This window comes from Ferrimonas aestuarii, assembly GCF_005116665.1.
Lineage (GTDB): Bacteria > Pseudomonadota > Gammaproteobacteria > Enterobacterales > Shewanellaceae > Ferrimonas > Ferrimonas aestuarii.
Genome location: NZ_SWCJ01000014.1, coordinates 56,771 through 80,570 on the forward strand (window position 1 = coordinate 56,771; position 23,800 = coordinate 80,570).

A 23,800-nucleotide genomic window follows, 5' to 3' on the forward strand; every position below is an offset into this window, starting at 1 on the left:
TTCTTACGTTGTTGCGAGGTGGGTTGTTGGCGCTAATGTCAGCAGCACCTCTTGCTTCAATTGAGTCGGCTGGTTGGTTTTAACGGCGCGATCATTGGCTTGCCAGTTGGGCATAATCTAGGCCAACGGGGCTAGGCAAAATGCTATCTCGATGTACAAAAATGTAAAAATAGCGTTTTCGAGTGGTTTTTTATGCATGCTTAGTGAATTTGTAATTTACATTGCCCTTTCTCTAAGATAGTCTGCGCAGCAAATCGAATATTGTGAATAACTATTCGGAATCCGGCGGATTTCGAATATGAATACCTAAGGTGCGGGTTATGCAAAAGCAAACACCACAACTGTCTGAGTTGAAAAGCAGCCGTAATATGCTGCTGTTCGTCCTGCCTTCTCTGTTGGGCATTTTCCTGTTTATGACGCCAATGATGTTTGAGGGTGGCTTGACCATTCCCATTGCTGTCTTAAAGGATGCCCTGTTATCCGCATTGGGTGGCAGTGCGGGCACCGTTGTGGCTGCGGTTTTGATCGTCTCTGCGATTTTCACCATCGTGGCAAGCGTGTTTAAGCCGAAGGCGTTGCTGAGTAATGAGATGTTTAACGATATCTTCAATATTTCCGCAGGCTGGGCCGCGACCCGTGTAATTGGAGCGGCATTCGTTGCTATGGTGGTTGCTGGCGTTGGCCCAGAGGCGGTAATCAGTGACAATACCGGCAGTTTTGTGTTCGCCGAGCTGATGCCTTCTTTGCTGGCGGTGTTCATTTTCGCTGGCTTATTGTTGCCGCTGCTGACTCACTTTGGTTTGCTTGAGATGATTGGCAGCTTGCTAACCCGCGTAATGCGCCCACTGTTTAACCTTCCTGGCCGCTCCGCTATCGATTGTATGGCGTCTTGGCTAGGTGATGGCAGTGTTGGTATTTTGATGTCCAGCAAGCAATACGAAGAGAAGCGTTACACTCAGCGTGAAGCCGCGGTAATTGGCACCACGTTCTCTGCGGTTTCCATCAGCTTTTCATTGGTGGTGATTGCCCAAGTTAAACTGGAACATCTGTTTATCCCGTTTTACGCTACCGTATGTTTGGCTGGTGTTATTGTGGCGATCATCGTGCCGCGCCTTCCGCCTCTGTCTAACAAGAAAGACCTGCTTATTGATGGCAGCAAGCGTCTGGTCGACACCGAAGTGGTGCCAGAAGGTCAATCGGTTCTCTCTTACGGTCTGCAAAATGCGTTGACCGTCACTAGCAAAATTGACAGCGTTGCTTCCGTGGCTAAAGTGAGCGTTAAGAACGCATTGGACATGGTGTTTGGCGTACTGCCTGTGGTCATGGCGGTCGGTACCATTGGCTTGATTGTGTCTGAATACACGCCAATTTTCACTTGGTTGGGAATGCCATTCGTTCCTTTCCTTGAGCTGCTTCAGGTTCCACTGGCGCAGCCAGCATCAGAAACCATGGTAGTGGGCTTTGTGGATATGTTTATCCCATCAATTATCGCTGCCAGTTTCGACAGTGAGATGACCCGCTTTGTGGTCGCGGCACTGTCTGTAACTCAGCTTATCTTCTTGTCTGAAGTGGGTGCGCTGTTGTTGGGTAGTAAGATTCCGGTAAATTTGCTAGAGATGTTCATTATCTTCCTGCTTCGTACCGTAATCTCTCTGCCAGTGATTGCGGGCATGGCTCACCTGATTTTTTAAATCAGTATTTTGAAAAATATAGAAAAAGCCAGCTAGCTGCTGGCTTTTTCGTATCTGGACTATGTGGTTAACCATACCTAGAATGGCGTATAAATTGATTGCGGTGAGTAAATTATGTCTACCAAAAATACGGTAATTCTTGGAATCAGTATCTTGTTGGCGTTTATTGGTGCCAGTGCCATTGTAACCAACGGCATGCTGGCGTTTAAATCGATGGAACGAACCGTGGTGGTTAAGGGGCTGGCTGAGCGCGAAGTGGACGCGACCACGGCCATTTGGCCGATTCGAATGACTAGTGCTGGCAATGACTTAGAGGGCATTTATCAGTCTTTGGAGGGGCAGTCTCAAAAGGTTCGAGCCTACCTCCTTAATCTTGGTTTTCCCGAGTCAGAAATTACCCTGAGTACGCCTCAGATCGTCGACAAGTTAGCGCAGTCATATGGAGAAAATTCGCCTCTTCGTTACAGTGGCAGCGTAACTCTGACGCTTTATACGAGTAAAGTTCAAACTGTGATTTCGGCACGGCAGCAGTTATTGCAGTTAGCTAAGCAGGGGGTTAATCTGGCTTCCGAAGATTATAACGCGCGAACGGAATTTCTATTCACTGGGTTAAACGAGCTGAAGCCTGAAATGATTGAGCAAGCGACCCGTAATGGTCGAGAAGTAGCTCAACGTTTTGCTCAAGATTCCGACAGTGTATTAGGAAAAATTCGCCGCGCTCAGCAAGGGGTGTTTTCGATCCGCGACCGCGATTCGACGACGCCTCACATTAAAAAAGTAAGAGTGGTTTCAACCATCGAGTACTACTTAACTGATTAAGGAGCGGCAAATGCGCATACTGGTAGCCTTAGCCCTTTTAACGGCCCTAGCTGGCTGTGCAAGCAATGATTCTGTCCAAGAACCTCGCACACTTTTGGCTAACGAATTAGTGGCTAATGTCACCGCCGATGATTTTGAGATCTGCTTTAAGGTTCCTGTCGGTGAGTATCTGGCGGGTCCGGTGATGGGCAAAGCCACAGTCATGAATATTCAGGGTAAACACTACCAGCTCGATCTGCCCATGGAGTTTGTCTCTAAAGAGTATCTTCCTGCAATTAAAAGCATTTTGATGCTGAAGCACCCTGAATATAAATACCATTATCGTTTAAGCCCAGAGGGCAAACAGATCTGGAACTCGTTGCGCCAACGGGTTGATAATGGCGAGCTGGTTGAGCTTGAGACCTACCCGAAAACAGGGTTTTGGCATCATACCTATCAAGGCCCGTCGCTGGATTACGCTGAACACGGCGAGCAGGGCGGTTCGTTATAAAACGCAACCCATTAAAAAGGCCACCTCAAGGGTGGCCTTTTTTGCATCTAAATATCAGCGGTCAAACTGAAGCCGTTGACCAACTGGCTCGCTGGTGGCGTTGCTACCATCAAAGACTCGAATGCCGCCAACCCAAGTGCTTTCGATGGATGAGCGGAAGGTGTGGCCTTCAAAGGACGACCAGTTGCATTTATACAGGATGTTGTCTTTGGACACCGTGTATGGCTTATCCAGATCCACCAACACCAAGTCTGCCCAATAACCTTCACGCAGGTAACCCCGATCTTTCAGGTTAAAACGCTCGGCTACGGCGTGGCTGGTTTTCTGAACGATGGTCTCAAGGGACAGATCGCCATTATGGTAGTGCTCGAACAGTGATTGCAGTGCATGTTGAACCAGAGGCACACCCGATGGTGCTTTGAAGTAGGTATTTTGTTTCTCTTCCCAAGTGTGTGGGGCGTGGTCGGTGGCGATGATGTCGATGACGTCCCGCTTTACCGCGTCCACAATGGCAGCGCGATCCCGCTCGGTTTTCACCGACGGGTTACACTTAATTTGCGCACCCAAGGTGTCGTAATCTTTGTCACTGTAGTAGAGGTGATGGACACAAGCTTCCGCAGTGATATTGGCACTGGAGAGGCTATCGAGGGATTTATTGGCTTCGAACAGCGCCAGCTCTTCTGCGGTGGTAATGTGCAGTACGTGCAGTCGAGTGCCGTGAGCTTTGGCCAGTTCAATGGCTGTTTTGGTCGACTTGATGCATGCTTCACGAGAGCGAATTTCGCCATGAAGCTTCATAGGCACCGCATCACCAAATTTGGCCTTGGCAGCCTCTTCGTTAGCGGCAATCATCGGCGTATCTTCGCAGTGGGTGGCAATTGGCACCTTGGCGTTGGCGAAAATGGCTTCCAGTGTTTCGCGGTTATCGACCAACATGTTGCCTGTTGAGGCACCCATAAAGATCTTAATGCCACAGGCGGCCTGAGGATCTAAGTTTTTGATCTCTTCTAGGTTATCGTTGGTAGCACCGAGATAGAACGCGTAGTTGGCGACCGAGACCTGCGCAGCGCGGTCGTATTTGGCTTCCAGTGCGGCGGCATTGGTGGTTTGTGGGTTTACATTTGGCATCTCCATGAAGCTGGTGATGCCGCCGGCAACTGCGGCGCGGGATTCCGTTGCCATGCTGCCTTTTTGGGTTAAACCTGGTTCCCTGAAGTGTACCTGGTCATCAATCATCCCGGGGATCAGCAATTTGCCCGTTGCATCGATTACCTGCGCGCCATCTGGCGCAGTTAGGTTCTGGCCAATTTTAGCAATTCGGCCTTGAGCAATCAGCAGATCACTTTGCTGGCGGATGCCTTCGTTTAACAGGGTGGCATTTTTTATTAAGGTGGTTGTCATGTCAGGCCCTTGGTTCTTGTATGGGTACATTCGCCACCTATAATAGCGGAGACTGGGGCAACTCGCCTATAAGGACTTGGAATGTTATTACGTTTATTTATTGTTTTTTCGTCTGTTTTTTTTAGCCTTTTGGCACAAGCTGTGGAACTGGAGGGGCAACTGACTCAAGGGTCATTGATACGCACCTCGGTCGAACCTGGCAGTCAAGTCTGGTTGAATGGTCAATCGATTCGTGTGGCCGACAATGGCGGAGTGGTGTTTGGATTTGGTCGCGATGCAGAGCTTACTCACACGTTGAAGGTGGAAACCCCGTCGGGCAAGGTAGTGGAGCAGCCCATCCAATTGGCGAAGCGAGAGTACCGGTTGCAGCGTATTGAGGGCATCGCCAAAAAGATCATGGAGCCGGATGAGGCCGCCATTAAGCGTTCACGTCAAGACTCTGCGCAGGTGAAGGCTGCACGAGCTACCGATTCCGATCTGATGGCATGGCAGTCTAGCTTTATTTGGCCGGCGCAGGGGCCTATTACTGGGGTGTATGGTAGCCAGCGTATTTACAATGGCGTACCAAAACGTCCTCACTTTGGAGTGGACGTTGCTGGACCCACAGGCACAAGCGTGGTGGCGCCGGCAGATGGCGTTATCACCCTAGCGGTACCAGATATGTTTTTTTCCGGTGGCACAATGATCATCGATCATGGCTATGGTGTCTCTAGCAGCTTTCTTCATCTGTCGAAGTTGTTGGTTGAAGTGGGTACCAAGGTAAAGCAGGGGCAGGTGGTGGCTGAAATCGGTGCTACGGGCCGAGTGACTGGGCCTCATCTAGATTGGCGCATTAACTGGTATGGGGAGCGTTTGGACCCCGCATTATTGGTACCGCCAATGCCGAGGAAAAAATAGAAACGTCAAAAGAACGCGGATTTTACAAATTTGTCGTTGAGCGTTCTGGCGGAAGTTGCTAGCATCAAATTGCTGGTGACTTTCGCATGGATGTGATTGATATTCAAAGAGTATATGGTCAATCTCTTACATAGTTTTCAGCAAACTCTTATTGACTAATAATGATTGCCACAAGGAGTGTGACATGAACCATCAAGCAACACAGCTGTTAATTAAACTCGGCTTAGACGCAGACCTCCATCAGCGTTTTAATGTAAACCCTGATCTGGTTATGGATGAATTGGGTTTGGATATGGAAGCTAAGTCTGAAGTCTTGAAATTATCCGATGCAAAATTCTCCAAAGTGGGCGATAAAAAGCTAGTTGAAATTTTTACACTTCCTAATTTCGTTGGGATTTCTAACTAGTGATTTGTACTTCTAAGTGGCTAAAATTGTATTTGGTTTTAGTCACTTTTATACCTGTTTTAGCCAGCGGATCTGAATATGATGATTCGTTGGTTAGAAAGTTATATGACTATCCGGCAAGCAAAGCTCTTCAGATAGTTTATGACCGTTTACTCTTGGCCGAACCGAATTCGCAAGAACAGTGCATATTAATCAGAGCAAAGGCTGTCACTTACTTCAGGCTGGCTCAACGCACTAACGCATTGGTTTCGGCTAATGATGCCTTAAGGTGTGCTGCGCGCCTGAATGATACCAGAACATACGCTTCAGCAATTTCAGTCAAGATGATTTCTCTATCTCACTTGGATCGAGAGTTGGAGGCTTATGAGACGGTTTTAGAATATTACCGAAGCCGGTACTTGAATTTGGAAGATCCTTTAGTAAACATGGTGTTTATGAATTTGGCATCTATGATGGTTACTATGGGGGATACATCGCTTGCAAAAGAGATGGCGACTGCTGTTAATAAAGATGTTGCGACTGAAAGCCCAATGTTCAGGTGTCAATATTATTTAGGTTTAGCATCTATTGCGTCCGAATCAAATGATATTGTTGGTACGGAAACATGGGTGCCAAAGGCAAATGAAGAGTGCATTGGAATCGATTCGACAAATAAATCAATTCTTTTGGTCACTAACTCTAGTTTAGCAAAATTTAATAATGATTATGAAAAGGCTAGAGATCTACTTGAGGAATCGATGCATCACTTCGAGAGTGAAGATCCTAGTTCAGAACGTTGGTATATTTTAAGAGAAATGTTAGAAATATACTACGGGCTCGGTGAGTTTGAGAAAGTTAAATGGGCCGCAGATCAATTGTTAAGCGATTTTGCTCATAGAAATACATTTAATTTTCGCTCTCTTGCATTAAAGTATTTAGCAAAAGTTGCAACTGACGAGAAAGATTACGAACTTGCGGCTGATTATTGGCGCAAACACTCTTTTGCACAAGAGCGATATAGCTTCCAACAACAACAAAAATTGGTCGCTCAGCATAGAATAAAGATGCAATCTGAATTTAACATTGATCTTAAGCAGCTTGTTGATAAAAACCAAGAGCGAGAGATTGATCAAAATACTCGGTTTGCAGTTTTACTGGTACTGATGCTTACCATTATTGGTGTGTTGTATTGGTTATATCGCTCTAGGTTAAGCTTGCTAAGTAAGCTTCGTCACGTTGAGCAAGCATCTAAAGACCCAATCACAATGGCGCCGCCAAAGAATCGCTGGATGGCTGATTGTCGACAGATGATGGCGCCGCTTGATCCCAGCACCCCTATGGCGATGGTGTTGGTAAAGGTTGAGCAACTGCATGAGATCAATCAAGAGTATGGTTATGAAGTGGGCGATCAAATCCTAACTGAGGTGTCTACGCTTCTCCGTCGGAAAATCGACGATCAAATGCAGTTAGGCCGAGTCAGTGGTTCGGTATTCGCCATATGCTGCGGTGGAATTTCCCAACAAGGGGCAGCAGAGTTTGCCGAAAATTTATTCGCTCAAACTTTGGCAATGCAGAATCCGGAGCAACTCAATGATGCGTTAGTGATCAGCTTTGGCGTGTCCGGTCATCATAAACAGTTACCTATCAACGAGCTTTTGATTAAAGCGGAAACTGATCTCAGACGTCGTAGAGATCAACCATTTGATCTTAAGGAGATTACGCAATCAGTTGAACGTGCGGGCAGGGAAGCACGTAAGCAGCAACAACAGCAACAGGTGGAGCAATGGAAGCAAGAATTGGAGCCTTAGACGTTGTCGGCGTTGGCATCAACGTGCCAATGCAAACAACACAGCGAACCGAATCAATCATTCGCAGCGCTGATATCGTCTATTACGGGCAGTCCTCCAGCATAGCTGAAGCGTACATTGAGGGACTGAACCCAAACAGTTTCTCGATTCAGCGGCACTATCACGAACAACCTAACCGCCACCGAGCCTATCTGGCGATGAAAGATGAGGTGATGTCGGCGGTGGCGGCAGGAAAAAACGTGGCGTTGGCCATGTATGGCCACCCTAGAGTGTTTGCTGATTTTCCCAAATGGTGTGTGGATGAAACCAGAGAGTTAGGTGGACGAGCCCAGTTTCATGCTGCCGTCGGTGCCGACTCTTGCCTAGTGGCCGATTTAGAAATTGATCCTGGTCGTAACGGCATTCAGCACTATGAGGCGACCCATCTGCTGATGTACGACATTAATATTGCGCCAACGACTTGTCTGGTGTTGTGGCAGATCTCTCTGGCCGGAGATGTGTCCATTAAAGAACTGCATCGAACTAAAGATGAGAACATTCAACATTTGGTGGACAAGCTTAAGCGCTGGTATCCAGCAGAGCATAAGGTGTGTATTTATGAGGCGGCCATTCACGCCTTAGATGGCAGTCGTCAAGAGTGGTTGCCATTGTCTGACCTGGCTTCAGCGGAGCTTTATGGCTTCAGTACTTTAGTGATTCCTCCCATCTCAAAGCCCAATTGGGATCAGCAGGTACTTGATGCCATGGGGTTAAAAGCGAAAGAGTTGGGTAACTGGTAGGACGGGACATGAAATAAACAAGGGGCGAACTTCACGGTTCGCCCCTTTTTTTAATCGTTTTTTGGATCTGCTGACTTTTTGTTTTCCTTAATGAAAAGTCGTTGTTCTATAAGTAAATTTAAACATCGAAGATGAACAGATTTTAGTTCGAGTCTCGTTGACCGAATTTTTCCAGAATCAGCACCAGAGTAAAGCCGACAACGGCACAGGCGATGGCCAGCATCAGTTGGCTATGATCGCCGGTTAGCTGCTCGAACTGAGTTGGCGTTAGGTTTTCCTGAAGCAGTGGCACCTGCTCCCCTTTGGAGTTGGTTCGCCAAGTTAAGGTTTGCTTCCATGGCCAGATCTTACCTAGGGTGCCGATAAGCAGACCGGTAAGAAAAGCCAGAGTTGCTCCGTGAAATCGTTTTAATAGGAACGACAGAACGTGGGAGAAACTCAAGATTCCCAGAACCGCGCCAACCAGAAAAATGCCGATAATGTCGAACTCTCGACCGGTGATTGCTCCCAAAACCGGCGCGTACAGCCCCAACAGCAACAGGATAAAACTGCCTGAAATCCCGGGCAAAATCATCGCGCAGATTGCAATCATGCCCCCAATTAGAATATTGAGTGGGGTCGGGTCGAGCGCCAATGGGCTGGCCACCGAGATGGTGTAAGCAAATGCAGTTCCCACCAACAGCGACACCGCTGTGACTGGACTCCACTGAACCTGCTTTCCGATGTGCACAATGGAGATCAGAATTAGCCCAAAGAAAAAGCTCCAAAGCCCGATGGGTTCATGAACCAATAGGTAGGAGATCACCTTGGCAAAGGTCGCGATGCTAATGCCGATACCGGTAACCAGAGTAACGAGGAAGCTGCCATTGATGTGCTTCCACGCCGCAGCCAATCCTTGTTTGCGCCATAGGCCGATAAGGCTTGGGTTAATGCGACGAATACTTTCGAGCAGGGTATCGTAGATACCGGTAATAAAAGCAATGGTGCCGCCGGAGACACCGGGAACCACATCCGCGGCGCCCATGGCCATCCCTTTGGCAAAGGTTTTAATATCCAATTTCATATAACTGGCTGTAAAAAATAGTGATAGGCGGCATTATAGGGCCAGCAAGTAGAAAAGTCGTGTAAACGAGGATGCAATGCATTGGGATTCATTAATTGAGAGACGTGGTAGTGACAGCCTGAAATGGCAGCGCTACCAAGATGAGTCGGTGCTACCCATGTGGGTTGCAGATATGGATTTTGCCATTCCTGATCCTGTGGTCGACGCCATCGCAAAGCGAGCCGCCCATCCGGTGTATGGGTATGGGGTTATCTCCAATGAAACCAAAGGGGTAATCTGTGACTGGTTAGCTAGGCGTTGGCAGGTGAGTGTGGCGCAAAGCCACCTGGTCTCTGTGCCGGCGGTTGTGCCAGGATTTAACTATCTGGCCCAAGGGTTTTCCAAAGTGGGCTATTTCACCCCAAGTTATCCGCCTATCGCTCAGGTGGCGGCAAATCTCAAGATTGAGTCGGTAGCCATCGCGCTGGAAGCTCATGAAGAAGCGGGGAAACGTGTATTCCCGATGCCTTTGGCTCAGCTTGAAACAGCGGCGCAGCAAGGGATGGACGGGTTCATTTTGTGTAACCCCCATAACCCAGGGGGCACCATCTGGACTGAAGAGGAATTGAAGCAGCTTGTGGCGCTCAGTCGGCGCTACGGCTTTGAGATCATCAGTGATGAGATCCATGGGGATCTGATCATGCCGGGCAATCAACACCGCTCGCTGCTGAACTACATCGGCCCAGATGATAAGGCGGCAGTGTTGGTGTCGTCGGGTAAGAGCTTTAACCTGGCGGGGTTACCTCAAGCGTTTGCCATTGTGCCAAATTCAGAGCAGAGACTGGCTTTAAAACAGCGTCTTTCCGGTTTTGCTCCGGCGCATAATGTACTGGCCATTACTGCCATGGAAGCGGCGTATCGACATGGTGAGCCATGGCTGGACAGTTTGAGAGAGTATCTTTGGAATAACTGGTTAGAGATTGATGGGAAACTGGGGGCGATGCCGCAATTGACCTTGATGACACCTCAGGCGACCTATCTGGCGTGGATAGATTGCCGGGCACTAGGCTGGGCTGATCCGGTTAAGGTGTTTGAAAGCTATGGGGTTGGCTTGTCCTGCGGCGCGGACTTTGGCAGCAGAGGTTTCGTGCGTCTGAATTTTGCCTGCCCTAAGTCTCGGCTTCAAATCGCCTTAAGCCGGATGCAAAAGGCGATTACTGAATACCAAGGCTAGACCGGCATGGCGCCGATGACCTGGCGGATGTCATAGGGGTGAAGTTTGATGGTGAGCTGCTCCTGTTTAAAGGAGACCGTGGGGTTAGCCACCGGCTCATCATCGGCTTTGGAATCGCTGGTTTTTACTTCAATCCCTAAGGTACTGTCTTGAATCACCGGCCATTTAGCGGTAATCACAGGCAGTTGTCTGACGGCCTTTAGCATCTGATCGGCGGTGATTGCCTCACAGGGCAATACAAATTCGAGGTGCTCCCAACCGTCGCGGCGTTTGCGACCATCGGGGAAGGGCAGCTCAACCACCGACACCTGCCAATCCGCCACGTTAAGCGGTTCATCCAGTTCAATCAGGTAGATGGGGCGACCGTTAATGATCTTGTCTGACAGTATTTTGCCGCGTTTTTTAAACTGGGTAAGCAGATGATCCGCATCCTGCTTCTCCGTTACTCTCAGGGCAATGTGATCCACCGTTAGCCCAGCCTGGACCAAGCCCAAGCGACGGGCAAATTGAGTCATGTTGTGCCCAAATTCAGGTAGCTTGGACAAAAGCTGTTCAATGTTCATTTATCGATGCCTGTTGTAGGAGGTTACCGTCGAGATCCAAAACCCGCAGAGCATTGCCATCAAAATGCCCCAAACTCGGTGGATGGCCACCTTTGGGCAAAGTGATGGAGCCTGGGTTGAACATCAGCTTGTCATTTTGCCACATTGCCATGGGTAAGTGACTATGACCAAAGCAAAAAATATCTCCGCTGCCTAATGGTGGCAGCTTGTTTTCATTCCAAAGGTGCCCATGAGTAACAAACGCTCGTTTGCCACCAAGCAGCAGGTTGTTGTAATCCGCCAGAAGTGGGAACTCACACAACATCTGATCCACTTCGCTGTCGCAATTTCCACGAACCGCCAAGATGCGATCGGCATACTGGTTCAATAGCTCGGCGACCTTGGCTGGTTGATAGCCATCGGGAACCGGGTTTCGTGGGCCGTGGTTAAGGACATCACCTAATACGATAAGGTGTTTGGCTTGCAGGCGTTCGGCCCAAAACAGCGCTTTCTCAAGCGCGGGCAAGCAGCCATGGATATCAGAAATAAAAAGCATGGAATGAAAGGTTCGATCAAAAGCGTGTTTTTAGTCTAATCACAGTCACAGGTTAACGCTACTACTATGGTCTCAGGTTTTGATCCCTTACCGGTTTTGTGATCCCTCTCGGCCTGTGACGGTAAGATCTTCAGTAGCATGGGCGTGATTATCGACTCAAAGGAGCGCTGGCGATGGACACGCATCACTTCAGCCTGAACTCAAATTTGCACTTTACGCCTCGCCTGATCAGCCATCAGATGGCCGATGTCAGTCTGATGCTGCAACAGTTACTACCACAACGGACCTTAAGTAGCCTTGGTGAGCTTGAGTCGGCACTGGCTTTTGATTTGTGGATCGCTTCGTCTCGATTTGAACAGTTTGATAGCCATAATATTCAATCGGTGCTGCGCCTGTATGAGCATCATTTAGGCTTGGGTGTACAGGTCGAGTCCATCGCTTGGGATCTGAGTCAGTTTTTGGCTCAGTGTCACAATAGCGGCCACTGTCATTAGAGGTGAGTCTCAGTCTCGCACTTTGTTTTGGCAACCCATGGAGGCACTGGCTATGCTGGCGCCATGATAAAGATGATTCGAACCGGTTGTGCCCTGTTGTTGGGGATTGCCTGCGGCGCTTGGGCGACGCCTGTTGAGCCGGAAGGGCTTAGTCGTTTTCAGACACAGCACCAACTGCAATGCCAAGGGGCGCCAATGTTAATTGTGAGCCACGATCAGGCGGGCAGTGAAATGGTGCTCAGCGTACTGGATAAACAGCCAACCCTCGCTCGCCAGCAACTGCTCTATGTGGTAGATCGCAGCAAGGTACCGGGTTTGATCTTCTCTTGGTTTGTGAAGCCAGCACTGAAAAAGCGGGATTACCCAATCTGCCTTGTCGACAATACGTTTCTAGCGGAACTTGAGCGCCATGAAGCTAAGGTGTGGTTAATAACCGCCTCTGAATCCATTGCCGTTGGCGATGCCGCGAGTTTGGCCCAGGCTATTCAGTAATAACTTCCAGTCTGGCCATTCGACTGACATAAAAAAAGCGCTCTTCAGAGCGCTTTTTTGTGCTGTATTAGGCGGCAATTACCACACTCGGACGGCCAAGCCTTTCAGGTAGAAACCTTCTGGGAAGGCGCTGCCGATGGGATGATCTCCCGCTTGACTCAAGCGCTCGATGATCTGCGCGTCTTTGCCAGCATCTACGGCGGCGTCGGCCACGATCTTCTGGAACAGATTGGCGTCCATTAGGCCGGAGCAGGAGTAGGTCAGTAGGGTACCGCCGGGATTCAGAATCTGCATCGCCACCATGTTGATGTCTTTATAGCCACGACACGCTCCCATAAGCTGGGCTTTGCTGTCGGCAAATTTTGGTGGGTCGAGAATGATCACATCAAACTTGGTGCCGTTGTCTCGGTATTCGCGAAGTAACTTAAATACGTCCGCTTCTAAAAACTCAACCTTGGACAGATCCAGTTGATTGAGCTGCGCATTTTGCTTAGCCAGTGCCAATGCCGGACCAGATACGTCGGCATTCACAACCTTGGCGGCACCGGCCTTGAGGGCGTAGGTACCAAAGCCACCGGTGTAGCTAAAACAGTTCAATACGGTTTTGCCCTTGGTGTAGCGGCTGGAGGCAAGGCGGTTGTCGCGCTGATCCAGGTAGTAACCGGTCTTGTGTCCGCTGACCACGTCAACCAGCAGTTTCAGACCATTTTCTTCAATGGTCATCGGCTGTGGTGGCAGTTCACCTTTTAGCAGGCCTGAGGTGGGCACCAGCCCCTCTTTTTTACGAACATCGACGTCAGAGCGCTCATAGATGGCGCATTCAGGGTAGAGTTCACCTAATACTGAGATCAGATCACCGCGCCAAAAGTCGGCACCGGCACTAAGCAGTTGGCACACCAACACATTTTCAAAGCGATCGATGGTGATCCCTGGCAGCCCGTCAGACTCTGCCGCCACCAGACGGTAGCCAGTCACGCGGTCTTGGTGTGGCAGGAGATCCCGACCTTGCTGAGCTCGCTCAATGCGGCGTTTAAAGAATTCGCGATCGATCTCTTCGTTTTGGTCAAAGCTCCACATCCGAACTCGGATCTGCGACTCAGGAGAGTAGGCGCCTTTGCCTAGCCAGCGACCGTCATGGGACAGCACATCAACGGTCTGGCCAAGACCTGGCTTGCCGTTCACCTTCTTAATGCCTTTTGAGAATACCCAAGGATGGCGACGTAGCAGAGACTTCTCTCGGCCTTTTACCAAAACCACGCTATTAGTCATTGTTTTTTCCACACTAGCTGTCATGGCGCGGATTGTAGGTGTGATGGACGGTTGAGGCAAGGTGTAGGGAGCTTTGGGGCTGAATAGGTGCGGCAAAATCGGACGGGCGCTGCAGAAATCGGCAACTTTGGGGTCATTAACCCTGCAAATTGTTGGTCGAATTAAAAGTACCGTGCGAGTAACGAAAAATCCCCTTTACAGCGCATCGGAGATGTCGACAATGGCAAGCATTGATTTTGTGAGGGTAGGCCGTGGCCGACGTTAATTTTGATACCCGGGCAGACAAATTTGCCCGCAACATTTATGACAGCAGTAAGGGTAAGTTGCGCCAAGCGGTGGTGATGCGCGAATTGCTAGAGCACGCGTTGCCAAAAATACCCAAGGGCTGTTCATTACTGGATGCTGGGGGCGGTCAGGGACAACTCTCTTTGCAGTTAGCCGCCATGGGCCATGACATCACCTTGTGCGACCTGTCAGCGAATATGCTGGCCATTGCTAAAACCAATGCCGAGCAATCCGGGGTGGCCGAGCGGTTAACCACGCTCAATCTGCCAATTCAAGCTTTGGCAACCGAGCATCAACAGCAGTACCCATTGGTACTTTGTCATGCGGTGATGGAGTGGTTAGAGCATCCGCAGCAGACCATTTTAGAGTTGATTCCTCGCATCGCCCCAGGTGGCATGCTGTCGCTGATGTTCTTCAACTACCGCGGCATGGAGATGCACAATCTGGTGTGCGGTAACTTTGATAATCTAGGTCATGCCATGGTGCATGGCAAAAAGAAGGTCAAACTGGCGCCTAAGCATGGGTTCGATAATCAAGAGATTATCCATCTGCTGCAACAGGCGGGCTTGGTGTTAGAGCGTCAGGTCGGGGTGCGGGTGATTCATGACTACCTTCGCGATAAGTCGATGCAGGAGAATCGCCTCGAGGAGTTGACGCAACTGGAGCTGCTCTATTGTGATCAGCCGGTGTTTCGCGATCTGGGACGATATACCCATCTTTTGCTGAAAAAGCCTGCTTAATTCGCATATTACAGCGATTTAACACTGTGCGGCAGATCTAAACTTTTTTTCCGTTTTTTGACAGCGGCAGCCTAACTTGGCATCGTGCGGTGATTAAAATCGAAAATCATTACTGTTTTTGGGGGCAAGGTGCGCCAACAACTCAGAGCCATAAAGCTCGATAATAATAAGCCATTGCTTATCGGCCTCGGGGCCGGTGTTGTACTGGCTGCGATGCTCTGGAGCGGGGCCCAGCAGCCTTACAGTAAGATTCGGCTGCCACAACTGACCAGCAGCGAGTGGCAAGCTCCGGAATCAACCGCCGACGTTGAGATTCCAGCCACCCTTATCTATGAAATTGCTGAAGGCGACAGCCTAAGCGGCATCTTCTCTTATTTGGATATTAGCCAAGCTCAGATGTATCAAGTGCTGGAAGCGGATTATGCGGTGCTGGCTTTGGATACCCTAAGGCCGGGAAACCGATTAGGTTTCTGGCTTGATGAAGCCGATAACAAGCTGATGGCGCTGGAGTTGGCATTCAATCCAGCTCATAAAGTGCGTTTTACTCGGGTGGAAGATGGGTTTGAAGTGGAAGAGATCCGCCTTGAGGGGCAGTGGCGTGCTGAGTCGATTACCGGAGAGGTGCATGGCAGCTTCTCCAAAGTGGCCAGCGAAGTGGGCCTCAGTGCCAACGATGTGGCTACCATCGCCAACCTGTTTAAAGATAAGTTTAACTTCCGCCGCGATCTGCGCGCCGGTGACAAATTTGGCGTAGTTCGTCAGTCGCAATTTGTGGAAGACGAGTTCACCGGCAATCGCGAAGTGTTGGCGGTAAGCTTTAGCCGTGGCGATAAGCATGTGGAAGCATTCCGCCATACCGATGGTCAGTTTTACGATGGCGAAGGCGGTAGCCTCCAGAACGCGTTTTTGAGCAGACCCTTTAATGGCAACTACCGCATAAGCGATAACTTCAATCCTCGACGCCTGCATCCAGTGACCGGACGGGTGAAACCTCACAATGGCACCGATTGGGCTTTGCCAAGTGGCACGCCGCTGCTCGCAGCGGGGGATGGCGTGGTAACCCGAGTGGAAAACCACCCCTATGCGGGCCGGTATGTGGTGATTGATCACGGCAGCCGTTACCGCACCCGTTATCTGCACATGTCAAAAGTGCAAGTTCGTAAAGGTCAACGCGTTACTCGTGGCCAGCGCATCGGCTTGTCTGGGGCCACAGGCCGGGTCACTGGCGCCCACCTTCACTATGAGTTTCACATCAATGGCCGCCCAGTCAATGCACTCACGGCTAAGATCCCGAAAGCCACCGCCGTGGATAAGAGTGAACGCCAGCAATTTTATGCATCGGTTCATGACTATCGTAAGCTGATGGGCGTGGAAGGGGAGTAGAGGGCTTATTCGTCACCATTGCCCTGAATAAAGGGCTGAACTCAAAGATTGAGCTCAGCCTAGAGTTGGTGCTTAGTTGCTATCGATAATTTGAGTGAGGCCACTGTAGGGGCTAAGCACGGTATTGAAGTTAATCAGTTCGGCTTCTTTGGTGATGAAGTCGATAAACTGAGCGGCGGCATTCGAAAGTGCTTTCTTATTAGGGTAAACCAGCCAACCAGTACTCTTCATTGGGGTTAACTCAGGGAGTAAGGCAACCAGTAGCCCTTGCTTTACCAGTTGGTTGCCGATATGCCTTGGGTAGAAAAATAGTCCCGCGCCTTTTAGCCCTGCATGCAGTAAGTGCTCGGGGTGATTGACGGTTAGCCTGCTTTTGGTGTTCTGGGTGAAGCCTTCCTGAAACACATCTTTAATTAACTTACCGTTTGGCTGTCGCCATTGAATAAACCGGTGCGCTTCCAGATCCGAAATCCGTTTGGGTGTTGGGTGTTGGTTTAGGTAGCAAGGACTGGCATAGCAGCCAAAGTCTACCTGCTTCAAAGGTCGAGCGATCAGGCTTGAATCTTCCAACTGATCCCCCACGCGAAATGCCACATCGATGTGATTTTCAATTAAGTTCGTCTCTTGCGCATGGGTAATAACCTCCACGGTAACTTTGGGGTTAAGCGCCATAAATTCGTGGATGCCGTCGAGCAGGTGCACAATTTCTGGTAAGGGTAAAACTTGAATTCGCAGGTGGCCGGTGAGTTCGAATGCGTTGCTGTCTAGACGTTGCAGCAGATTGTCCCAATCGGCGACCATCGATTTGGTTTCTTGGTAAAACAGTTGGCCTTTTTCGGTTAGGGTCAAGGTTCGAGAGCTACGATGAAATAGGTGCGCGTTGATCTCCTCCTCTAAGCCTTTAAGCCTCCTACTGAGATTGGATTTTGGCAGCGACAGTAGGTCGGCAGCGCGGACCAAACTGCCGGAATCCACAATAATATGAAATAGTTTGATGTCTTCGGTTTTCATTGGCTACTCACATTCAGTCTCTTTGCTCAATGGCATTTATCGCCTTTTTTGTTCCGAATATCGAAACCTTTGGTTCCGGTAAGTCCTGTTGTTTGGGATTGTAACGCTTCTCATAATGGTCGCAACAGCAGTAAATCGATGAAGGTGACATTAGGTGGTAACAAAGAGATTGATGTTGACGGTGGTAAGTGTGGCCGTTATGACGCTTTTGAGTGGCTGTAAGGAGACAGAAAAGGCTCATCAGGACGTGATTCGACCGGTCAAACTGATTGAGGTGCAGTCGGCGGCAGACAAGATTCGTTATTTTCCGGCGGTCGTTGCTGCCCATAAGCCCGCAGAACTGGCGTTTCGTGTCAGTGGCGTTTTGACCGAGCTGGCGTTAAAGGAGGGGCAGCAGGTTGATAAGGGCCAGGTATTGGCACAACTGGATGACCGAGACGCTCGGCATTCGTTGGCGAATGCCGAGGCCGATTATGAGCTGGCTCAATTGGATCATCGCCGAAAACAGAAACTGCTTGAGAATAATCTCATCTCTCCGGCTGAAGTCGACGTCGCTAAGGCGCAGCTGAAATCCTCAAAGGCCGCATTGGCGTTGGCGAAAAATCAACTTGAATACACTCAGATTACCGCCCCCTTCTCTGGTGTTGTGGCTAAGGTACACACCGATAATTATCAAATGGTTCAGGCGACTCAGGTGATTTTGACCTTACAGCGGGACGACCTTATGGAGCTGAAAGCTCAAATACCTGAGTCGCTGCTTATTCAAACCGAGCCCAGCAGTCTGGGAGAGCAGATGCGAGCCTTTGCTCGCTTTGAACTGCCTAGTGGCGAAACTCAGCCAATGCCGTTGACTTACATGGAGCACAGCAGTGTTGCCAGCACCGGCAGTCAGACCTATGAAGTGACCTACGCGATGACCCCGCCTGTGGGGTTGAATGTGATAGCGGGCATGAGCGCCGAAGTGGGCATCGACCGCAGCCGCTTACTCATGAGCTCCGCTGCGTCGGTGGTGGTTCCCATCGATGCGGTAGAGCGTGATGATGCGGCTCACCAAGCGCAAGTGTGGGTGTTTAACCCCGCCACTGGTCGAGTCTCGCCTCATTCCGTCACCCTAGGCAAATTGAATGGCAAGGGGATTGAGATCACCGCTGGCCTCGAAGCGGGAACCCAGATTGTCGCCTCCGGCATAGCGCTTCTAAGTCCTGATCAACAGGTCAAGGCTCTGAGCTGGCCGCGGGGGATTTAACGATGAATATTGCTGAATACAGCATTCGAAATCATGTCATCAGTTGGTTGGTTGTGGTGCTGCTAACGGTGGGGGGCGTACTCTCTTTTACCAAGTTGGGCCAACTGGAGATGCCGGAATTTACCATCAAAAACGCGTTGGTGATCACCCAGTATCCAGGGGCTTCGGCACAGCAAGTCGAGGAAGAGGTGACCTTGGCTTTAGAAGATGCCATCCAGCAGATGTCGCAGCTGAAACACGTGACCTCCATCAATACCGCAGGAGTATCACAGATTGAAGTGGAGATGGAGGACATCTACGACAAGACGCAATTGCCTCAGATTTGGGATGAGCTGCGCCGCCGAGTCAACGATAAGGCGATGACGTTGCCTCAAGGGGTGAATGCGCCAATGATCATCGATGATTTTTCAGATGTGTACGGTTACCTGTTTACCCTAACTGGTGACGCTTACAGCAACCGAGAGCTGGGCAATCAGGCTGATTACCTCCGCCGAGAATTAGTGTTAGTGCCTGGGGTTAAAAAGGTGGTGGTTGAGGGCCGAGTTCAAGAGCAAGTGATGGTGGAATTTAGCCAGCAGAAGCTTGCTGCGCTTGGGCTAAATCCGGATTACCTTTATGGTTTGCTGCAAACTCAAAATGGGGTATCCAATGGTGGTCGAGCGCTGCTTGATGGTAATCGGATTCGGCTGCACTCTACTGGGGAGTTCACCGATGTAGGGGAATTGGAGCGGGTGTTAGTCAGTCCCCCAGGCAGCACTGAGCGGGTCTATCTTGGTGATATTGCCAAGGTGTATAAGTCGACCTCAGACAGCCCACAGACTCTCTATCGCAGTCAAGGGGCGCCGGCACTGTCTATTGGGATCTCATTTGCCTCCGGCGTCAATGTGGTCGACGTGTCACAGGCAATTAGCGACAGGCTAGAACAGTTACAGGGCTCAATGCCCCTTGGGATGACATTAACTCCAATGTACAACCAAGGTGCCCTAGTTGATAAGTCGGTTAGTGGGTTTCTGGTTAACCTCGCTTCGTCCGTTGTGATCGTTATCGTGGTGCTGCTAATTACCATGGGAGCTCGCTCCGGCATGTTGATGGGAGCGGTGTTGCTGATCACCATTTTGGGTACCTTTATTGGCATGAAGCTACTCGGGGTGCAGCTGCAATCGATCTCTTTGGGTGCTCTGATCATTGCACTGGGGATGTTGGTTGATAACGCCATTGTGGTTACCGACGGCATTTTAGTGGGGCTTCGAAAGGGCTTAACTCGGCTAGAAGCGGCCAAGCGTATCGTCAGTCAGACTCAGTGGCCCCTGCTCGGAGCCACCGCCATCGCCATCATCGCCTTTGCGCCCATCGGCTTGTCTGATGATGCCTCTGGAGAGTTCTGTGGCTCCCTATTCACCATTTTGTTGCTCTCGTTGTCCATCAGTTGGTTAACCGCGATAACCATCACGCCGTTTTTCTGCCACCTGTTGTTTAAAAATCAGGAGCAATCTGAGCAGCAAGCGCTTTATCAGGGCGTTGGCTATGCCATCTACCGCAAAGTGCTGGATGTTGCCATTCATCACCGTTTGGCAACGGCACTCGTGGTGGTGGCTATGATGGCTTTGGCCAGTTTGGGCATGTCGAAGGTAAAAAACGTGTTCTTTCCCCCTTCGAGTACGCCGATGTTTATGGTGGACATCTGGATGCCGGAAGGCACCGACATTCTGCATACCCAGCGCCTTGTTGCTGAGATTGAACAGAAGTTGCTTGAGAAAGAGGCGCTACAACCTTCCGGAATGAGCAACATGACAGCGGTGATTGGGCAAGGGGCGCAGCGATTTGTGTTGGATTATGTGCCAGAGAAAACCTACGCCGCCTACGGGCAGTTATTGATAGAGATGGACTCCCTTGAAAGCATGCGAGCCCAAATGCCGGTGCTGCAAGTCTGGTTACGGGATCAGTTTCCTCAGGCGCAATATCGACTGAAAACACTGCAAAATGGGCCAAACCCAGCGGCGCGTATTGAAGCTAGGTTCTATGGCGATGACCCGTACGTATTACGAGAACTGGCAGCCCAGGCAGAGCGGGTTTTACGCAATGAACCGTTGGCGGACAACGTGCGCCACAATTGGCGAAATCAAACCTTGTTGATGCGGCCTGAGCTCGACTTGATGCGTGCCCGCAGCGCCGGTGTGAGCAAACAGGACTTAGATGCGGCTTTGCTGCGAAATTTCAGTGGTCAGACCGTGGGGCTGTACCGGGATGGCTCCCACCAATTGCCGATTGTGGCACGCTCGCCATCGTCAGAACGCTTAGATTTGGACAGCTTAGACAAGCTGCAGGTGTGGAGCAGCACCAACAATACCTTCGTTCCTGTGGGGCAGGTGGTTACGTCATTTGATGCACAATGGGAAGATCCCATTATTATGCGCCGGGATCGCAAACGGGTCATCACCGTGATGGCCGATCCCGCCATTGGCTCTGGGGCCACGTCGGATGCCTTACTCTCCAAAATTAGGGCAAAAGTTGAAGCCATTGAACTGCCGGAAGGATATCAACTGGAGTGGGGCGGCGAATATGAGATGTCCACCGAAGCCAATGAGAGCGTTCAATCCTCAGCGCCGTTTGGTTATCTGGCCATGTTTGTGATTACGGTACTGTTGTTTAATTCGATACGACAATCACTGGCGATCTGGATCTGCGTACCTTTATCCATGGTCGGTGTCGCCGCGGGCCTGTTGGTGTTCGATGCCGCACTCAGCTTTCTCGCCATTCTGGGCATTTTGAGTCTCAGTGGCATGATCATTAAAAATGGCATCGTACTGGTGGACCAGATAAACCTTGAACAATCTCAGGGAAAGTCGCCGTATCAAGCGGTGATCGATTCATCCGTGAGCCGGGTCCGCCCAGTAACCATGGCGGCGCTGACCACCATGCTGGGGATGTTGCCACTGCTAACCGATGCGTTTTTTCAGTCACTGGCGGTAGTGATCTTCTTCGGTTTAGGGTTTGCAACCTTGCTGACGCTAGTGGTGCTACCCGTCTGCTACAGCTTGCTATTTGGCATCAAGGCTCCTGAAGCAAGTTAAAACCAAAAAGGGGCATCCACTTGGTTATCCAGGTTTCTACACCCTAGGTTCAAGCTTGCCTTATTGAGGTTGATACAACCTGACAACCCATCATCGACCCTCGTGGGTTTTGGCTTCGGGAGCTCATTGTCTCGAAGCCTTTTTTATGGGCTGCAGATGCAGGGTGGAGTTTGTACAAGAGAGGTCATTGCAACGGTTGCCAAAGAGCGGCTGTTGTCGCGCCTTTGGTTGTAGTAGTGGCTGGTTAGATCCCTTGGTGCATTGCGCCTAAGCTACTGCGGTAACTAAAGCGGTTGTCGCTGCTCGGTTCGTGGTGAATGTCTAGCGTTACGGTGAACTCACCCTCATCGTATAGCATCTCACAGGGGTAACCTTGAGATTTAAGCAGCCGCAGCATGGGGTGATTTTCACTGTGTACCAGCGCAATGACCTGCTCGACGCCCCAATATCGCCCCTGCTCAAACAGCTCTCTGACTAACACGCTGCCGATGCCTTTGTTTTGGTAGTCATCCACCACCAAGCAGGATAACTCCGCCACTTTGGATTGCTCGGTCGCGCGGATGAGGCGCCCAGCCGCCACCAGCTGTTTGCTTGGGCCAAGCTCAATGACAAAAGCCAGTTGGGTGGCAAAGTCGATGTCGGTGTAGCGGCTGATCTCCTCAAGGTTGGGGGCATCGATGACGCGAAAGAAGCGCATGTAGAGGGTTCGAGGAGACAGAGTAGGGTAGAGATCCAAAATGGCGTATTTGTCTTCGCTACGGATGGCGCGCACCGTCACGTCGGTACCCATATTGGTGTGGGTCAGCGCATGGTAATGGGATGCGGCATGGGCATCGAGTGTGGTCATGGCATGGCTCCCTAGTAGCTTCACGGTACCTCAGTTTTGAATTGGATTTACCCGTGGACAGAGCTTCAGTGTAGCAGTGTGGCTTGGTTGGAAAAAGCGCTGTTTCCCAATTAAAAATCCGGTTCATGGCTACTAAGATTGACAGCAACAAGCTCGCTTTTCCCTCAATACTTTAGTCAGGCTGCCAACCAATCGCTCAGATAGTGTGATTTACGGGCAAATGTCAGTAAATTACGGTTTTTATGATCTCCACAATAAAGTACAATTGAACGTTTCGATAAAACCCTTTCCCCCCTTATTCGCGGTTGGAACAGAGAAAAACTACCATGCAGCAATTAGCAGAAATTGTCGCTAAAGGACTGGCAGCGGTCGACGCCGCCAGCGACCTGAAAGCGCTTGATGATATCCGGGTTCAGTTCCTGGGTAAGAAGGGCGAGATTACCGCTCTAATGAAATCTTTAGGCTCCCTTCCACCGGAAGAGAAGCCAAAAGCAGGCCAAGCTATTAACGAAGGCAAACAGCAGGTGCAACGTGCTCTGCATGCCCGTATTGAAGCCCTGCAAACCGAAGCGTTGAACGCCAAATTGGCTGAGGAAGCCATCGACGTCACCGCTCCTGGACGCAAGCTTGCCACTGGTGGTCTGCACCCAGTGACTCGCACCATCGAGCGTATTGAACAGTTTTTCTCTGAGATCGGCTTCTCCGTAAGCACCGGTCCAGAAGTGGAAGACAACTTCCACAACTTTGATGCCCTGAACATTCCTGCGCATCACCCAGCCCGTGCTGATCACGATACTTTCTTTTTCAACCCTGAGTTGATGCTGCGTACCCACACCAGTGGCGTACAGATCCGCAGCATGGAAAAGCAGCAGCCACCCATTCGCATCATCTGCCCAGGCCGTGTGTACCGTAACGATTACGATCAAACCCACACGCCAATGTTCCATCAGGTAGAAGGCTTGGTGGTGACCGAGAAGGTAAGCTTTGCTGAGCTGAAAGGGGTGATTAACCAGTTCCTGCGTAACTTCTTTGAAGAAGATCTGCAGGTGCGTTTCCGTCCTTCCTACTTCCCATTCACTGAGCCTTCTGCGGAAGTGGACGTGATGGGTAAGAATGGCAAATGGCTGGAAGTACTGGGCTGTGGCATGGTTCACCCGAACGTGCTGCGTGCGGTAAACATCGATCCTGAAATCTACTCTGGTTTCGCCTTTGGTATGGGTGTTGAGCGTCTGGCGATGCTTCGCTACGGCGTGAACGACCTGCGTTCGTTCTTCGAGAACGATCTTCGTTTCCTAAAACAGTTCCAATAAGAGGCCAG

At 50.3% G+C, this 23,800-nt stretch carries 22 protein-coding genes; 15 read left to right on the top strand and 7 right to left on the bottom strand.

What is annotated here, in order from left to right:
* The first annotated feature begins 320 nt into the window (after positions 1-320).
* The 3 genes from FCL42_RS15750 (at position 321) to FCL42_RS15760 (ending at position 3,000) form a co-directional block, all read left to right on the top strand.
* Positions 321-1,691 carry a YjiH family protein gene (locus FCL42_RS15750; RefSeq protein ID WP_136864385.1) on the top strand — a complete coding sequence of 457 codons (1,371 nt, stop codon included), beginning with the start codon at positions 321-323 and terminating at the stop codon, positions 1,689-1,691.
* Between the two features lie 114 nt (positions 1,692-1,805).
* Positions 1,806-2,510, top strand: a complete 705-nt coding sequence (locus FCL42_RS15755; RefSeq protein ID WP_136864386.1) for an SIMPL domain-containing protein — start codon at positions 1,806-1,808, stop codon at positions 2,508-2,510.
* A gap of 10 nt (positions 2,511-2,520) precedes the next feature.
* Positions 2,521-3,000, top strand: coding sequence for an immunoglobulin domain-containing family protein (locus FCL42_RS15760; protein WP_136864387.1), 480 nt, complete (start codon positions 2,521-2,523; stop codon positions 2,998-3,000).
* A gap of 54 nt (positions 3,001-3,054) precedes the next feature.
* Here the strand turns inward: FCL42_RS15760 and FCL42_RS15765 are convergent, their stop codons facing one another.
* Positions 3,055-4,401, bottom strand: a complete 1,347-nt coding sequence (locus FCL42_RS15765; RefSeq protein ID WP_136864388.1) for a dihydroorotase — start codon at positions 4,399-4,401, stop codon at positions 3,055-3,057.
* 81 nt (positions 4,402-4,482) lie between these two features.
* On the opposite strand from FCL42_RS15765, the gene FCL42_RS15770 reads away from it, so the two are divergent.
* From FCL42_RS15770 to FCL42_RS15785, 4 genes are all read left to right on the top strand, one after another.
* Entirely contained in the window at positions 4,483-5,298 is an 816-nt protein-coding gene (locus FCL42_RS15770) for a M23 family metallopeptidase (protein ID WP_136864389.1), read from the top strand.
* A gap of 184 nt (positions 5,299-5,482) precedes the next feature.
* Entirely contained in the window at positions 5,483-5,704 is a 222-nt protein-coding gene (locus FCL42_RS15775) for a hypothetical protein (RefSeq protein WP_136864390.1), read from the top strand.
* On the top strand, positions 5,704-7,491 hold the full coding sequence (locus tag FCL42_RS15780; RefSeq protein ID WP_136864391.1) for a GGDEF domain-containing protein: 1,788 nt from the start codon (positions 5,704-5,706) through the stop codon (positions 7,489-7,491). The genes FCL42_RS15775 and FCL42_RS15780 overlap by 1 nt, the downstream gene beginning before the upstream one ends.
* Positions 7,467-8,270 carry an SAM-dependent methyltransferase gene (locus FCL42_RS15785; RefSeq protein WP_136864392.1) on the top strand — a complete coding sequence of 268 codons (804 nt, stop codon included), beginning with the start codon at positions 7,467-7,469 and terminating at the stop codon, positions 8,268-8,270. Before FCL42_RS15780 ends, FCL42_RS15785 begins: the two co-directional genes overlap by 25 nt.
* Positions 8,271-8,412: 142 nt before the next feature.
* Here FCL42_RS15785 and FCL42_RS15790 read toward each other — a convergent pair whose 3' ends face one another.
* Positions 8,413-9,333 carry a DUF368 domain-containing protein gene (locus FCL42_RS15790; RefSeq protein WP_136864393.1) on the bottom strand — a complete coding sequence of 307 codons (921 nt, stop codon included), beginning with the start codon at positions 9,331-9,333 and terminating at the stop codon, positions 8,413-8,415.
* Positions 9,334-9,409: 76 nt separating this feature from the next.
* On the opposite strand from FCL42_RS15790, the gene FCL42_RS15795 reads away from it, so the two are divergent.
* On the top strand, positions 9,410-10,546 hold the full coding sequence (locus FCL42_RS15795; protein ID WP_136864394.1) for a MalY/PatB family protein: 1,137 nt from the start codon (positions 9,410-9,412) through the stop codon (positions 10,544-10,546).
* Here FCL42_RS15795 and FCL42_RS15800 read toward each other — a convergent pair.
* Together FCL42_RS15800 and yfcE are read right to left on the bottom strand one after the other, a co-directional pair.
* Positions 10,543-11,109, bottom strand: coding sequence for a VOC family protein (locus FCL42_RS15800; protein ID WP_136864395.1), 567 nt, complete (start codon positions 11,107-11,109; stop codon positions 10,543-10,545). The genes FCL42_RS15795 and FCL42_RS15800 overlap by 4 nt on opposite strands.
* Positions 11,099-11,644: a phosphodiesterase gene (yfcE, locus tag FCL42_RS15805; protein WP_136864396.1), complete on the bottom strand. Its 546-nt coding sequence runs from the start codon at positions 11,642-11,644 to the stop codon at positions 11,099-11,101. Before yfcE ends, FCL42_RS15800 begins: the two co-directional genes overlap by 11 nt.
* Positions 11,645-11,817: 173 nt before the next feature.
* Here yfcE and FCL42_RS15810 point away from each other — a divergent pair, with 173 nt between their 5' ends.
* Together FCL42_RS15810 and FCL42_RS15815 are read left to right on the top strand one after the other, a co-directional pair.
* Complete coding sequence (locus FCL42_RS15810) at positions 11,818-12,138, top strand: hypothetical protein (protein WP_136864397.1); 321 nt, start codon at positions 11,818-11,820, stop codon at positions 12,136-12,138.
* A gap of 63 nt (positions 12,139-12,201) precedes the next feature.
* Positions 12,202-12,630, top strand: coding sequence for a hypothetical protein (locus tag FCL42_RS15815; protein WP_136864398.1), 429 nt, complete (start codon positions 12,202-12,204; stop codon positions 12,628-12,630).
* A 78-nt stretch (positions 12,631-12,708) separates the two neighbouring features.
* Here FCL42_RS15815 and FCL42_RS15820 read toward each other — a convergent pair whose 3' ends face one another.
* Positions 12,709-13,899 carry a class I SAM-dependent methyltransferase gene (locus FCL42_RS15820; RefSeq protein ID WP_136864399.1) on the bottom strand — a complete coding sequence of 397 codons (1,191 nt, stop codon included), beginning with the start codon at positions 13,897-13,899 and terminating at the stop codon, positions 12,709-12,711.
* 251 nt (positions 13,900-14,150) lie between these two features.
* On the opposite strand from FCL42_RS15820, the gene FCL42_RS15825 reads away from it, so the two are divergent.
* On the top strand, positions 14,151-14,924 hold the full coding sequence (locus FCL42_RS15825) for a methyltransferase (protein ID WP_136864400.1): 774 nt from the start codon (positions 14,151-14,153) through the stop codon (positions 14,922-14,924).
* Between the two features lie 129 nt (positions 14,925-15,053).
* The gene (locus FCL42_RS15830) at positions 15,054-16,307 is read left to right on the top strand and encodes a peptidoglycan DD-metalloendopeptidase family protein (RefSeq protein ID WP_229359883.1); all 1,254 of its coding nucleotides are present in this window, start codon (positions 15,054-15,056) and stop codon (positions 16,305-16,307) included.
* 72 nt (positions 16,308-16,379) lie between these two features.
* Here the strand turns inward: FCL42_RS15830 and FCL42_RS15835 are convergent, their stop codons facing one another.
* Entirely contained in the window at positions 16,380-17,318 is a 939-nt protein-coding gene (locus FCL42_RS15835) for a LysR family transcriptional regulator (RefSeq protein WP_136864401.1), read from the bottom strand.
* A 154-nt stretch (positions 17,319-17,472) separates the two neighbouring features.
* On the opposite strand from FCL42_RS15835, the gene FCL42_RS15840 reads away from it, so the two are divergent.
* Positions 17,473-18,564, top strand: a complete 1,092-nt coding sequence (locus FCL42_RS15840; RefSeq protein WP_136864402.1) for an efflux RND transporter periplasmic adaptor subunit — start codon at positions 17,473-17,475, stop codon at positions 18,562-18,564.
* A gap of 2 nt (positions 18,565-18,566) precedes the next feature.
* Positions 18,567-21,635, top strand: coding sequence for an efflux RND transporter permease subunit (locus FCL42_RS15845; RefSeq protein WP_136864403.1), 3,069 nt, complete (start codon positions 18,567-18,569; stop codon positions 21,633-21,635).
* A gap of 244 nt (positions 21,636-21,879) precedes the next feature.
* Here the strand turns inward: FCL42_RS15845 and FCL42_RS15850 are convergent, their stop codons facing one another.
* Positions 21,880-22,482 (bottom strand): GNAT family N-acetyltransferase, encoded by a 603-nt coding sequence (locus FCL42_RS15850; protein ID WP_136864404.1) that lies wholly within the window; start codon positions 22,480-22,482, stop codon positions 21,880-21,882.
* 326 nt (positions 22,483-22,808) lie between these two features.
* Here FCL42_RS15850 and pheS point away from each other — a divergent pair, with 326 nt between their 5' ends.
* Positions 22,809-23,792 (top strand): phenylalanine--tRNA ligase subunit alpha, encoded by a 984-nt coding sequence (pheS, locus tag FCL42_RS15855; RefSeq protein ID WP_136864405.1) that lies wholly within the window; start codon positions 22,809-22,811, stop codon positions 23,790-23,792.
* Positions 23,793-23,800: the final 8 nt, after the last annotated feature.